Below are 13,038 nucleotides of genomic sequence, written 5' to 3'. Positions count from 1 at the left end.
ACCTTCCTGCTTCGCCGCTTTCGCTGCGTCGCTGTCGTTGCGAGAGACGGAATATTAGTGAAAACCCCGAACGCTGGCAAGCACTTTGTGAAAATAATTTGAAAAGAGCAAAAAAAGGCCCGCGTCGTGAGCGGGCCGAGATCCATGGGACAGGACTTCATGGAGGAGACAGCCCCAATGTATCCGGGCATCCCCCGGCGACGCAACCAACGAAATCGCATATGCTTTTGGCTAAGCTTCCCTATATGGAAAGGCCTCCCCAGCGGCGGCGCGCTTCTGTTACCGCTTTTGTCGCCGGTTCTGCCACAGCTTCTTTCTCCCTATATATAGAGCGTTCGAGATGGTCCTATCGCGCCTCCTCCGGTCGCTTCTGCCGTCTCGCCTGATATGGGTACTCGCACTGTCGCTCCTCGCGGCGGCCTGCACCTCTGTCCGTCCGCCGCCTGAGCCGACGCAGTGGACGTCCCATACGTCCGCCACGGCCCCGGGCGCATTGGCGGATGCCCTCGCCCCGGCGGAGCACGCCCACCCCGGGGAATCCGGCTTCCAGTTGCTGGCCACCGGTTCCGCCGCGTTCACCACGCGTATCGCACTGGTCCAGTCGGCGCAGCACAGTCTCGACGTGCAGTACTACAGCGCGGGCGAAGACATCACTGGCCGCCTGCTGCTCCAGTCGCTGCTCGACGCCGCCGACCGAGGCGTGCGTGTGCGCATGCTGGTCGACGACATCAACCGCCGCCACACCGATCCGACCTTCGCCGTGCTCGACCAGCATCGCAATATCGAAGTCCGCGTCTTCAATCCGTTCGGCACGCGCGACACCACCCTGCTCCAACGCGCCGGCAACCTTCTGACGGAGTTCGACCAGCTCAACCGGCGGATGCACAACAAGGCGCTCGTCGCCGACAACCAGCTCGCCATCGTCGGCGGCCGCAATCTGGGTGACGAGTATTTCGATGCGAACCCCGATCTGTCCTTCCGCGACTTCGACCTGTTATGCGCCGGCCCCGTCGTCGACGCGATCTCCCATAGCTTCGACCACTTCTGGACCAGCCCGCAGTCGTACCCGCTCCGACAGGTGCAGTCCAAGATCGACAAGGAAACGCTCGACGCCACCCGCGACGCCCTCGCCCAACACTGGCGCGATGCCGAGAACGTACCCGCCGGACGTGATGCGCTCCATCAGCAACCGCTGGCCACAGGCTTAACCAGCGGCAAAGTGCCGCTTTTCTGGGCACCTGCCGAACTCGCCGCCGACAGCCCCGACAAGCTCGATACCCCCGCAAAGGAAACCACGAGCGCGCCGGGCGACAAACTGCGCGAGCTGGCGGGCCACGCCCAGCACGAGGTGCTGATCATTTCGCCCTACTTCGTCCCGCTGGATGGTGGCGTGAAATTCCTGTCGGCGCTGACGGCGCGCGGGGTCAGCGTGCGCGTGCTGACGAATTCGCTGGCCGCCACCGATGTCGTGCCGGTCCACGCTGGTTACGCGCGCTACCGTCCGGCGTTGTTGCAGGCGGGGATCGAACTGTATGAATTCAAGCCCATCCGCCCGGAGCCCGAGCAGCGGCGCATCACCTTTGGCGGGTCTTCCCGTGCGAGCCTGCACGGCAAGGTCTACATCATCGACCGGCTGCACGTGGTGCTGGGTTCATTCAATCTCGACCCGCGCTCGGTACGGTTGAACACCGAGTTGGCCATCGTGATCCACAGCGCCGACTTCGCCGAGCGCATGGCGGGGATCTTCGAGCGGGCTGTCGCGCCACGCTCCAGCTTCCACGTCGAACTGGTGCCACCGGGCACAGCGCCACCCACACCCACACCTCCGACGATGCCCGCCCTGCGCTGGGTCGGCGAGGAGAACGGCCAGCCGCGCACGTTCGACGTCGAGCCCTACGCGCCTTTCTGGCGTAACGCCGTCGCGGGGGCCTTCACGCTGCTGCCCAGCGACGACCTGCTGTAACCCCGCGAACCGACGCTTGCCGAAACAAAAACCGCCGCCCCGACAAGATCGGAAGCGGCGGCTTTTGTGAATCATGAACGCCGTGGCGTCAGCACGGCGAGCGTTCACCCCACGTTCACCCCACGTTCACACCACACTCAATACACGCAGCACGCTCAAAACTCGAACGTCGCCGACAGCGTTGCCGAGCGGGCGTCGCCCACGGCCACGAAGTACTGGCTCGCGCTCGACGGGTAATACGTCTTGTTGAACACGTTCTTCACGTTGAACTGGAAGTGCACCGGCTGACGGCCGATCTTCGTGTCGTAGGTGGCGAACACATCCGCCACGAAGTACGCGGGCAACGTGAAGCTGTTGGCCGAGTCCCCCGGACGCGACCCGATATAGCGGCCCACCGCGCCCAAGCGCAAATTACCGCTGCCGTCACCCAGCACCGGCCCCCAGTCATACACCCCCGCCAACGACGCCGTATGCCGCGCCACGTTGGCCAACGTGTTGCCGGTGTAGAGCGGATCGTCCGTGGTCTTCGCGTCGATGAACGCATAGCTGGCAATCACGTTCCAGCGTTGCCCGATGCGGCCCGACACGTCGAGCTCCAAGCCGCGCGAGCGCGCCGCGCCCGACGTGCGCCAGTCGATCAGCTTGGTCGCATCGTTGAACTGCGAGACCAGCACGTTGCGCTTGTTGATGTTGAACAGCGCCACCGTCCCGGTCAGCCCGTTCGGCATGTCGAGCTTCGCGCCGACTTCAAACGACTTGGCGTGCTCCGGCGCCACGTTCGAGTCGATCACCACCCCGCTGGAAAGCGGCGCGATGGTCGAGGTCGGCTTGAGCGACTCCGAGTAGCTGCCGTACAGCGACAGATAGTTCGTCGCCTTATAGACGACACCCGCGCGCGGCAGCCACTTCGAGTCGGAGATGTTCGTATTGACCTGGAACGGACGCCCCTTGCCTGCCAACTGGCTGTACGTGAGCAAACGCAAGCCGCCCACGAGAATCCAGCGGTCGGTCACGTGAATCGCGTCCTGAAAGAACAGCGACGCGTCGTGCAGCGTATCGGTCTGATCGCTATCGGACGCAGACACTGTCGTCGGAATCACCTCGCACCCATACACCGGGCTCAGATAGTTGAACTTGCACGTCGACGCCTGCCGGATCAGGTCGCGCCGATAGATGCGTCGATATTCCCAGTCGCCCCCGAACTGCACGTCATGCCGCATGCCGGCCAGTTGCACGCGGCCGTCGAGATACGCGATGCCGTAGCTATCGGTACTGTCCGAGCCGCGCGTGCCGTCGTTGCTGCGCGAGATGATGCCGGTCTTCGTGTTGATGCCGTTCACGCGCAATTGCGTCGCGTCGTACGTTTCGGTGTTGTAGCTGTAGCCGAAGTGCGCCTTCCAGTCGGCGTTGAACTGATGATCGACCGTGATCTGCGCCAGATGCGACTGACCGGTCATCTCGTTATGCACGTCGTCCAGACGCTCACGCGGCGAAATCGCCAACGGCTTGTTGGTCGTCGGATCGATCACGGTGCCCCGGTCGAACGGCGTCAGGAAGTTGCGGTATTCGTACGACAGCACGACCTGCGTATCACGACCGTAATACGCCAGCGTCGGGGCAACGAGCGTCTCACGCTGCGAGCCGAAGTTGCGCCAGTACTGCTGGTTGTTCTGGTCGACAACCAATCGATAAGCCAGCCTCGAGTCACCGATCGGCCCGGTGGTATCGAGCGTTTCTTCCACGCCGTTCTTGCCGTGACCATACGTCGTGCCAGCCACGCTCACCGCCGTATAGGGCTTGAGCAACGGACGCTTGCTCACCACGTTGATCACACCGCCCGGGTCCATGATCCCGTACAGCAACGACGACGGACCCTTGAGCACTTCCACCGCATCGGCGTTCGCGTTCAGCCCGCGCCCCTGCACCAGCGGCATGCCGTTGTGCATGATCGAACCGTCGCGATTGCCACCGAAGCCGCGCTTGAGCAGCGTATCTTGCGTGCCTGCCAGCGTATTGCCCTGCACGATGCCGCTCACATTAATAAGCGCATCGTCGAGCGTGCGGGCGCGCTGATCGGCCAGCACTTGCTGCGGCACCACATTGATGGCCTGTGGAATGTCGAGAATCGGCGCGTCGGCACGCGCAATGCCGGCGTCAGCCGGCGTACGGTAGGCGTCCGTCCATGCCTGCCCCTGAACATGCGTCGTGGGCAAAGCCACATCGCCAGAGCCGCCGCCTGCGGCCAGCGTGGCCGACGCCGGTGCACCTTGCGGCACCAACGTGAAGCCCGCACCTTGCGGCGACGCAACGAGGCCCGTCCCGGCCAGTACCTGACCGAAGGCGGCCGGCACATCGAATCTGCCCTGCACGCCGGGGCTCTGCCGACCGGCTGTCAGCGACGGCGCGTACGTGAGCAGAATGCCCGCCTCGCGGCCAAAGCGCGTCAATACCGCGTCGAGTCCACCGGCCGGAATGTCATACACGCGGCTCGCGGCGGCTGCCTGAGTGGCAGCGGTCGACTGCGTTTGCTGTGCCTGTGCGACACCCGCGCTGAGCGCGGACGCGAACGTCACCGCAACGGCAAGACAAACGTGCCGGGGACGTGCGACCAGCGGCGCCCGGCGGCGTGCAACGGCGGAGGAATCGGAAAATACGACGGCCATGATGTGAGATCTCGTTCAGGCAAAAGACAGAAGGTTTCAATTCCCTTGTCACGCGAGATGTACAAAACAGCTCACTGGCCGGACAAAAATTTGAAAAAAGAGAAAACGGATCAGCCCCGTGGCCCGACGCTCACCCAGTAACGCGTGACCGACGCCACCGTCACCGGCAGCGCGTGCGGCAGCACCGCGAGAATGGCGTCGACATCGCCGAGCGGATAGGTGCCCGATACCCGCAGCGCCGCTACGGCCGGATCACAACGCAGATAGCCGCGTCGATATCGCGACAGCTCCGCGAGAAACGCATCCAACCGCATATCGACGGCGACGAGCATGCCATCCGTCCATGCGCCGTCACCGTCCTCGAGCGCGGTGAGCGGCTCGATCGCGCGTGCCGTGAACTGCGCCTGCTCGCCCGCCTGCACAATGCGCTCGACGTGCGACAACCCCAGCGGCATGACGCGCACCGCCCCCTCGAAGACCTGCACGCGCCCGCCCGCGTCGTCCTGACGCACGGCAAAACGCGTCCCCAATGGTTGCAACATGGCCTGCGCCGTCGTCACGACCAACGGCCGGGGCGGTACGTGCCCGGCGTCCTTGCCCGTCGTCACCATCACTTCGCCATCCACAAGCGCGATGCGGCGCGTCGAGCCATCCATCGATAAACGGACCGCACTGCGCGTATTGAGAACCAACGTCGTGCCATCCGCCAGACGCAGCGTGCGGCGCTCGCCGACGCCCGTGCGCGTATCCGCGCGCAACCGCTGCACGGCAAGCGGGTCCGTCGCGAGCCACGCACCGCCGCCGACAAACAGCGCCCCGGCAATCGCCTTGATGGCCGTGCGCCGTGCGCGTGAGCGGGGCGCGCGAAGCGCTGCCTGCGCCACCGCCGCACCCAACGTATCGGACACATGCCGCATGCGATTGTTGGCGCTTTCGATATGCCGCCACGCGCGTTCGTGATCGGGATGCGCCTCACGCCAACGCACGCAGGCCGCTCGCAACGTTTCAGTGGCGTCGCCGCCATGCAGCGTCACCCACCACTCGACGGCCTGCTGCGCGATACCGGGTGCGAACCCCTGCGCCGCGGCCCGCGTCATACCGCCTCCATTGCGAAGAAGCACTGCGTACCGGCGCGCACCAGATAGCGTTTGACGGTCGCGAGCGAGATGCTCAGTTCGGCCGCAATCTCGGCATGAGACAGGCCATCGAGCTGGGCCAGCAGAAAAGCGCGTTTCACCGGGGGCGGCAGACCATCGAGACAGCGATCGATCTCAAGCAGCGTCTCGAGCACGATGGCGCGTTCTTCTGGTGACGGCGCGACGGCTTCGGGCTGCTGGGCCAGCGCTTCGAGATAAGCGCGTTCGATCTGTTCGCGACGCCAGTAGTTATAGAGAACACGCTGCGCGACCGTAGTCAGGAAAGCGCGCGGCGACGCGAGCATGCGCGGCGGATCGCGTTCGAGCAGCCGGATGAACGTGTCGTGCGCAAGATCGGCGGCCCGATGCGAGCAACCGGTCTTGCGATGCAGCCAGCCGTGAAGCCAACCGTGATGGTCGTTATAGAGTCCCTGCAACGCGTCGCGTTGCAGCGTGTCGTCGGCGGGCATGCGCCCCTCCTGTCCCCGGGCCAGGTGTGGCCGAAAGGCTCAGGCACCCGCGTTGCAAATGAGAATCGTTCGCAGTATAGCAAACAAGTCCCGGGGTCGACGCACGATCAATAACGCGTGAACGGGGAGTCGCGCGGGCGCGACGTTCCGTTCTGGATCGGGATTGGGATCGATCAGTAGTAGGTATCGTCGAGCAGCATGTCCTCGAAGAACGCGCCGAAGCGTTGCTGCGGGTCGCGCAGATGGATTTCCAGAATCCAGCGCATCGCCGATGGGGTGGTCTCGAAGTCGGCGAGTGAGCCGGTATGAATGGCGGCATGCGGGAAGTCAGACACGCGATGCCCCGGCAGGTCGAAGTTCAGTTCCCAGCCCATGCGTTTCGCCACCTCGTCGGCGTAGGCGTACAGCGCCTGTCCCGATACGCCGTCGCGCAACCACTTGCCGCGCACGTCGTGGAACAGCGCTTGCGCGTCGTGGGCGCAGCGGGCTTGCCCGGCGTGCTCGCCGACGACAAAGCTTGCGCCGCCATCGCCTTCCCACGCGTCGAAGCGCGGGGCGATGTCGATGAAGAAGATGTCGTTCTCGCCCAGCACCACGCCCGGCGTGGACGGCTGACGCATGGGCTTGAGCGTGTTCGCACCAAAACGCACCCGCGTCGGATGCCAGCTCAGTTCGAGGCCAGCGGCCACGAGCGCGCCTTTGGCCATCGCGACCGCATCTTCTTCCACCATGCCCGGCTTCACCTGACTCGCGATGTCGGCGATGGCGGCACGCGTCTTGTGACGTGCCATCAACATGCCGTCGACCGAGAACGCGGGACCGACACGCTCGGCGAGCGATGCATCGTCCGGATAGCGCACGCGAGGCGCATCGTTGACCGCCGCTCCGGCGGTCGCGGTGGACGGTACGGAGGGCGTTGGAGACGTCGGGGAAATCGGGGAGTTCGGGGAAATCGCAGTTTTGGCGTTGTGCATCGATGCCTCTCGGGGGAAACGCAGCGGCCCATGCCGCCGTCGATGTCACCGATTGTGCGAACGCGGCCTTTGGATGCCACGCGCCCCGAGCGGCCCGATTCTGCCAAACCGAGGCCCCTTCGCGCCAAGCGCGGGGCGTGATCGGCTCATCTGACCGCTTTCTGCCAAAATGCAGCGCATTACTGCCAGAGCGCCCCTTTGCCATGATCCGGAATGTCGCCTTGCTGGTTTTTCCCGGCGTGCAATCGCTCGATGTGAGCGGCCCGCTCGATGTCTTCGCGGAAGCGAACCGGTTTCTGCTGCCCGGCGACCACTATCAGACAGAAGTCATCGGCACCCAGCACGGCCCGATTGCCTGTTCGAATGGCATGACGATTCTGCCGCGCCGTCACTATCAGGAAGCCGGCGGACATCTCGACCTGCTGCTGGTGGCGGGCGGCCCGTCGCTGCTGACCGACGATCTCGGCCCGAACGTGTCGCGCTGGCTGCACGACGCCACGGCGCGTGCTCGCCGCTTCGGGTCGATTTGCAACGGCGCGCTGGTGCTCGCCGCCGCCGGTCTGCTCGACGGCAAACGCGTGACCACGCACTGGAACGACGTCGACGTGCTTGCCGAGCGCGCCCCCGGCGCCCGCATCGAGGCCGACAGGCTCTTCGTTCAGGACGGGAATCTGTACACGTCAGCGGGCGTGACGGCGGGCATCGATCTGTCGCTGCACCTGCTCGCGCAGGATCACGGACAAGAGGTGGCACTCAACGTGGCGAAGCGGCTGGTGGTGTTCACGCAGCGCGCCGGCGGTCAGTCGCAGTTCAGCCCCTACCTCACGCCCTACGCGGAACCGAATTCCCCGGTCGCTCAGGTACAGCAATTCGTGCTGGAGCATCTGGCCGAGCCGCTGTCGGTGGGCGATCTGGCCGCGGTGGCCAAGATGAGTGTGCGCAATTTCTCGCGCGTGTTTGCTCGCGACGCGGGCGTGACGCCCGCCGACTTCGTGAGCGCCGCCCGCATCGATGCCGCGCGTGTGATGCTGGAGAACGGCAACGCCCCCCTCAAGACCGTGGCATGGCAATGCGGGTTCGGCGATCCGCACAACATGCGCAAGGTGTTTCAGCGCCGCTTCGGCGTGTCGCCCCAGCAGTACCGCGAACACTTCGGGCAGCCGCAGGACTGAGACACGGCCCGCCACCCCGGCTTCAATGCCAGTAAGAAAACGCCGCCAGCGACGTCATCACGACAATCGCGCCGCCGATACGGGTGGCGATCTGCGCGAAGGGCATCAACGCCATGCGGTTCGCCGCCGTGAGAATCGCCACATCGCCAGTGCCGCCCAAGCCGCTGTGCGTCACGTTGACGATGGCCGCTTCCACCGGATACATCCCCACCCACTTCGCCACCACGAACCCAGTGACTGCCAGCGACAGCACCGTCGAGACGGCCGTCACGATGTTGATCCAGTGAAATGCCGTGACGATCTCGCCCCACGGTGTCATCGCGACGCTGATGGCGAACATCAGCGGATACGTGACCGCCGTCGAGAAGAAGCTGTACATGAAACGCGCCCCGCCCCGCACGCGCGGCGACACAATCTGGAACAACTGCGCGATCACCACGAAAACGAGCATCACCACGGGCGCCGGCCAGTTGAACCACTGATGGCTCAGCACCCCCAGCAGATACAGGGCAATCGCCGTGCCGCCCGCCGCCGCCAGACTCGAGGCGTCGAAACTCTGTGACGACTCGTCTTGCACCGCGAGCGCCTCACCCGCCGGCGTGACCGTCAGTTGGCCGTTGCCGGTGAGCTTCGGCTTGCGCGTGCCCAGATAGCTCAACAACCCCGCCAGACAGATCGCCGAGATGTTGCCGAGCATCGCGGCCGAGAGGGCCTGCGCGAAGAGCGGCCCCTGCTCCACACCGAGAATCTGCGCGTAGCCCGCCGAGAGCGGCAACGCACCTTCACCGACCCCGCCCGCCATGATCGGCACGACGATGTAGAAGAACGCCTGCTTCGCCTCCAGACCGAGTGCTGTGCCGACCGACGTGCCGACAATGGCCGCAACGAACGAACCACTCGCCAGCGGAATAAAGATGCGCACGAAGCCTTTCACCAGCGTGCGCCGGTCCATGCTCAACACGCTGCCGACAATGATCGCGGCGATAAACAGATAGAGGAAATTGGAGCTCTTGGTGAACGTAGTGACAGCCTTCGTCACCGGCGCGGGCATGAGGCCGTAATAGACCATCGCCGACGGGATGAACGCCGCAAAGATCGACGTCGCGCCGATGTGACGCACCCACGGAATGCGCTTGGCCAGCTCGGCGCACGTGAAGCCGCCGACGGCGACGAGCGCGATGCCGGTCGGCAGATCGGCGGCGAGCTTGCCGTTGTGCGTCATCGCGGCAAGGATCGCCACGAGCGCGAGATATACCGGCAACGGCAACGCACCGATGCGCAGGTCGAACACCGCCCACCAACGCTCGCGCAGCGACATCGCTCCCCCGGTCGCGGGCCGTGCGCCGTCCGTTGTGCCCGAGGGCTTGGGCGGCGTGGCCCCGGCCCTCGACTGGGTCTGCACGGGTGCCCTTGCCGCCTCGGCGCGCGTGGTTACCGTTTCCATGGATTTGTCTCCGTTCATCTTTCTTATATAAGGCGCGCAGCCTTGCGAATCCGATCGCCTGTCGCGCGCGGGGGGATTCGCTTACTGCACCGCCTCTGTCTTACGCAGCGCGGCGATGTCGGTGTCCGTCAGGCCGAGATCGCGCAGCACTTCATCGGAATGCTGGCCGAAGGCGGGTGCGGCGCGCGATACCGGCGCGTTGCTGTTGTCGCTGGCGCCTGCGCCGAACCGGATCGGCTGCCGGAAACCGCGATAACCCAGAGCACCGTTCGTCCCGGCATAGGTGTAGTGCTGCACCATCGCTTCGGCGTCGACCTGCGGGTCGTCGAACATGTCTTCGATGCGACGCGCGGCGGCGCACGGCACGGCGTCGCCAAAGATCACCTCCCACTCGCGCGCGCCATGCGCCTGCAACGCGACATGCAACTGCGGCACGATCTCGTCGCGATGCTGCGCGCGCTTGCGCACGGAATCGTAGCGCTCGTCGGCGGCGAGTGCAGCCATGCCCGTCTTTTCACACAGCGCCTGCCAGAAGTGCGGTGTGTTGGCGGAGATATACAGATAGCCGTCGCGCGTGGGATGGATGCCGGTAATGCCGCCGGAACGCATGTCGCGACCGACGTCGCGCGGTTCGTCATCGGCCCAGATCATGCGGGCGGACTGCATCGCCAGCGCGCTGCGCAGCAACGACACGCCCACGTACTGCCCCTGACCGGTGCGCTCGCGGGCGAACAGCGCCGACGACACGCCCGCCGCCACCAGCGACGCCGCATAGTAGTCGACCACCGAGCCGTAGAGAATTTCGGGCGGACCGTCGGCCTTGCCCTGCATGGCGCACATGCCCGTCATGGTTTGCAGCACCTGGTCGTAGCCGGCCTTGTCCTTGCTCGGGCCTGTCTCGCCGTAGCCGGTCACCGCGCAATAAATCAGGCGCGGGTTCACTTCGCGCAGTTGTTCGTACGCGATGCCCAGCCGGGCGGGCACGCTCGGGCGGAAGTTGTGGACGAGCACGTCGGCCGATTCGACCAGACGGCGCAGCACGGCAAGCGCGTCCGGTTGCTTGAGGTCGAGCACCAACCCGCGCTTGCCGCGATTGACGCCCAGAAACGCGCGGCTCTCGCTGGCAAGCGTCGACGGGTATTTGCGCAGGTTGTCGCCCGTGGGCGGTTCGATCTTGATGACTTCCGCCCCCTGATCGGCGAGCAACGTGCAGCCGTAGGGGCCCGCGATGTAGGCACTCAGATCGAGCACGCGGACGCCGTCGAGCGGACCGGCCGCGGTGGCAGCCGGCGCGTCTTGGGTGACGGCGGAAGACAACAGGGAATCTCGTTTCATAGCCGTCAGGTCACCGGTTGCTCGTCGCGCAGCAGGCCCATGCGGCGGGCATTGCTCACCAGCGCGCGGGCGCGCTCGACGAACGGCACATCGATCATTTTTCCGTCGACGACATAAGCGCCGACGCCATCGCGCGCCGCAGTGCGTGCAGCATCGACCACGCGCACGGCATGAGCGATCTCTTCATCGGAAGGACGGAATACGTCGTTGGCGAGCGCAATCTGGCTCGGATGGATGCAGCTCTTGCCGAGGAAACCCATCGCTTTTGCGAGCTGCGCTTCGGCCCGAAAGCCCGCTTCGTCCTTGATGTTGGCGAAGGCGGAGTCGTAGGCAAAAACGCCCGCCTCACCGGCGGCCATGCGCAGCGCGAACATGGCCTGCGAGATCGCGGCGGTTTCGCGACGTGCCACACCCAATGGTTCGAACAGATCGCCGAGGCCCAGTTGCAACCCGGCCACGCGCGGATGCGCCGTTGCGAGTTCGGCGGCGCGGCGCAGCGCTTGCGGCGATTCGATATTCAGCAGCAGACGTACGGGCGTCGTGACGCCGTTGGCACGCTCGGCCTGCTCGATACGCTCGGCGGCGGCAAGCACGTCGTCGGCGCGTTCGGGCTTGGGCAGATTGATCAGTGCGACGCCGTTCTGCACGACGGCATCGATGTCGTCGCCGAAGTACGCGGTATCGAGCGGGTTCACGCGCACGATCAGTTGCTTGTCGGCGTGGGCGGGACCCCGCGTACGCAGCCAGTCACGCAAGGTGTTGCGCGCGTCGTGCTTGCGCTCGGGGGCGACGGAATCTTCCAGATCGAACGACAGGGCGTCGGCCGCGCTGGCGAGCGCCTTGGCGAAGAGCTCCGGCCGCGATGCGGGCACGAAGAGTTTGCTTCTCATGTCTCCAGTCCTTGCTTTCTTCTGACTGGAAATGAGTCTAAGTGGCACCTTGCTTTAGATAAACTATCTACACCTATCTTAAAAGCATAGAAAATCTATCGTCATGGATACCGCCTTTCTTGCCAATCTTCTGCTCGTGGTCGACAGTGGCTCGATGGCCGAGGCCGCGCGCCGCATCGGGGTGACGCCTGCGGCCATCGCCCAACAGGTGCAGGCGCTCGAGCGCGAACTCGGGGTGCCGTTGCTGGTGCGCGCGGGGCGCACGGTCATTCCGACCGAGGCCGGACATCGGGTGATTGAGAAAGCGCGCGCGCTGGTGCGCGAGGCCGCCGAGCTTAAAGCCGTGGCGCTGACCGACGAACCCTCTGGCGAACTTCGGATCGGCACCATCACGACGGCGCTGCTCAGTTTGCTGCCCGACGTGCTCGCGAACTTCTCGACGGCGTTTCCGCAAGCCAAGGTGTTGATTCGTGCGGGCACGTCGATGGAGTTGTACGAGACCCTGCAACGTGGCGATCTGGACGTCGCGATCTGCCTGCATCCACCGTTTGCGCTGCCCAAGGCGTACGACTGGCACTTGCTGCGCGAGGAGCCGATCGTGGTGCTGGCGCCGTCGTATCTGGCGGATGAAGACCCCCATGCGTTGCTGCGGCGCGAGCCGTTCATTCGCTATGACCGGTCGCTGGGCGGCGGCAAACAGGCCGACCAGTACCTGCGCGCGGCGAAGATTGTGCCGAATGAATTGTTCGAGCTGAATTCGCTGATGGCGATCGCCATGATGGTGGACCGCCGGCTGGGGGTGTCGCTTGTGCCCGATATCGTCTCGCCGCTCACGAGCGGCCTGAATATCGTGCGTCTGCCGCTGCCAGCCCCCGTCGAGCGCCGTCGTTTCGGCCTGCTGTGGCACCGGGCGTCGCCCCGGGCACGGCTGATCAAGGGGTTGATGGCCTGTGCGGCCGAGGTGATCGAGGCGTAATCAGGGCGCGAACAC

Annotated in this window: 10 protein-coding genes; 3 read left to right on the top strand and 7 right to left on the bottom strand. The window is 65.1% G+C overall.

Annotation, left to right across the window (positions count from 1 at the left end; translation table 11 throughout):
- The first annotated feature begins 340 nt into the window (after positions 1–340).
- Positions 341–1,963 (top strand): phospholipase D family protein, encoded by a 1,623-nt coding sequence (locus CDV44_RS23945; RefSeq protein WP_087691180.1) that lies wholly within the window; start codon positions 341–343, stop codon positions 1,961–1,963.
- 155 nt (positions 1,964–2,118) lie between these two features.
- On the opposite strand, the gene CDV44_RS23940 is transcribed toward CDV44_RS23945, so the two are convergent.
- From CDV44_RS23940 to CDV44_RS23925, 4 genes are all read right to left on the bottom strand, one after another.
- Positions 2,119–4,626 (bottom strand): TonB-dependent receptor, encoded by a 2,508-nt coding sequence (locus CDV44_RS23940; RefSeq protein ID WP_087691178.1) that lies wholly within the window; start codon positions 4,624–4,626, stop codon positions 2,119–2,121.
- A gap of 110 nt (positions 4,627–4,736) precedes the next feature.
- Positions 4,737–5,723 (bottom strand): FecR domain-containing protein, encoded by a 987-nt coding sequence (locus tag CDV44_RS23935; RefSeq protein WP_087691176.1) that lies wholly within the window; start codon positions 5,721–5,723, stop codon positions 4,737–4,739.
- Positions 5,720–6,232, bottom strand: coding sequence for a sigma-70 family RNA polymerase sigma factor (locus CDV44_RS23930; RefSeq protein WP_087691174.1), 513 nt, complete (start codon positions 6,230–6,232; stop codon positions 5,720–5,722). Before CDV44_RS23930 ends, CDV44_RS23935 begins: the two co-directional genes overlap by 4 nt.
- Before the next feature lie 173 nt (positions 6,233–6,405).
- Positions 6,406–7,029, bottom strand: a complete 624-nt coding sequence (locus CDV44_RS23925) for a M24 family metallopeptidase (RefSeq protein ID WP_249277695.1) — start codon at positions 7,027–7,029, stop codon at positions 6,406–6,408.
- A 380-nt stretch (positions 7,030–7,409) separates the two neighbouring features.
- On the opposite strand from CDV44_RS23925, the gene CDV44_RS23920 reads away from it, so the two are divergent.
- Positions 7,410–8,378: a DJ-1/PfpI family protein gene (locus CDV44_RS23920; protein ID WP_087691170.1), complete on the top strand. Its 969-nt coding sequence runs from the start codon at positions 7,410–7,412 to the stop codon at positions 8,376–8,378.
- Positions 8,379–8,400: 22 nt separating this feature from the next.
- Here the strand turns inward: CDV44_RS23920 and CDV44_RS23915 are convergent, their stop codons facing one another.
- From CDV44_RS23915 to CDV44_RS23905, 3 genes are all read right to left on the bottom strand, one after another.
- Positions 8,401–9,822 carry a 2-hydroxycarboxylate transporter family protein gene (locus CDV44_RS23915; RefSeq protein ID WP_249277689.1) on the bottom strand — a complete coding sequence of 474 codons (1,422 nt, stop codon included), beginning with the start codon at positions 9,820–9,822 and terminating at the stop codon, positions 8,401–8,403.
- Between the two features lie 81 nt (positions 9,823–9,903).
- Positions 9,904–11,157: a CaiB/BaiF CoA-transferase family protein gene (locus CDV44_RS23910; protein WP_087691166.1), complete on the bottom strand. Its 1,254-nt coding sequence runs from the start codon at positions 11,155–11,157 to the stop codon at positions 9,904–9,906.
- Positions 11,158–11,162: 5 nt separating this feature from the next.
- Positions 11,163–12,047: a CoA ester lyase gene (locus CDV44_RS23905; protein WP_087691164.1), complete on the bottom strand. Its 885-nt coding sequence runs from the start codon at positions 12,045–12,047 to the stop codon at positions 11,163–11,165.
- Positions 12,048–12,150: 103 nt separating this feature from the next.
- Between CDV44_RS23905 and CDV44_RS23900 the strand changes: the two genes are divergently transcribed.
- The gene (locus CDV44_RS23900) at positions 12,151–13,023 is read left to right on the top strand and encodes a LysR substrate-binding domain-containing protein (RefSeq protein ID WP_087691162.1); all 873 of its coding nucleotides are present in this window, start codon (positions 12,151–12,153) and stop codon (positions 13,021–13,023) included.
- Positions 13,024–13,038 lie beyond the last annotated feature (15 nt).

The organism is Pandoraea sp. PE-S2R-1 (assembly GCF_002179865.1).
Lineage (GTDB): Bacteria > Pseudomonadota > Gammaproteobacteria > Burkholderiales > Burkholderiaceae > Pandoraea.
Note: the sequence above shows the minus strand (reverse complement) of the source record. Positions and strands in the feature narration are given on the sequence as shown.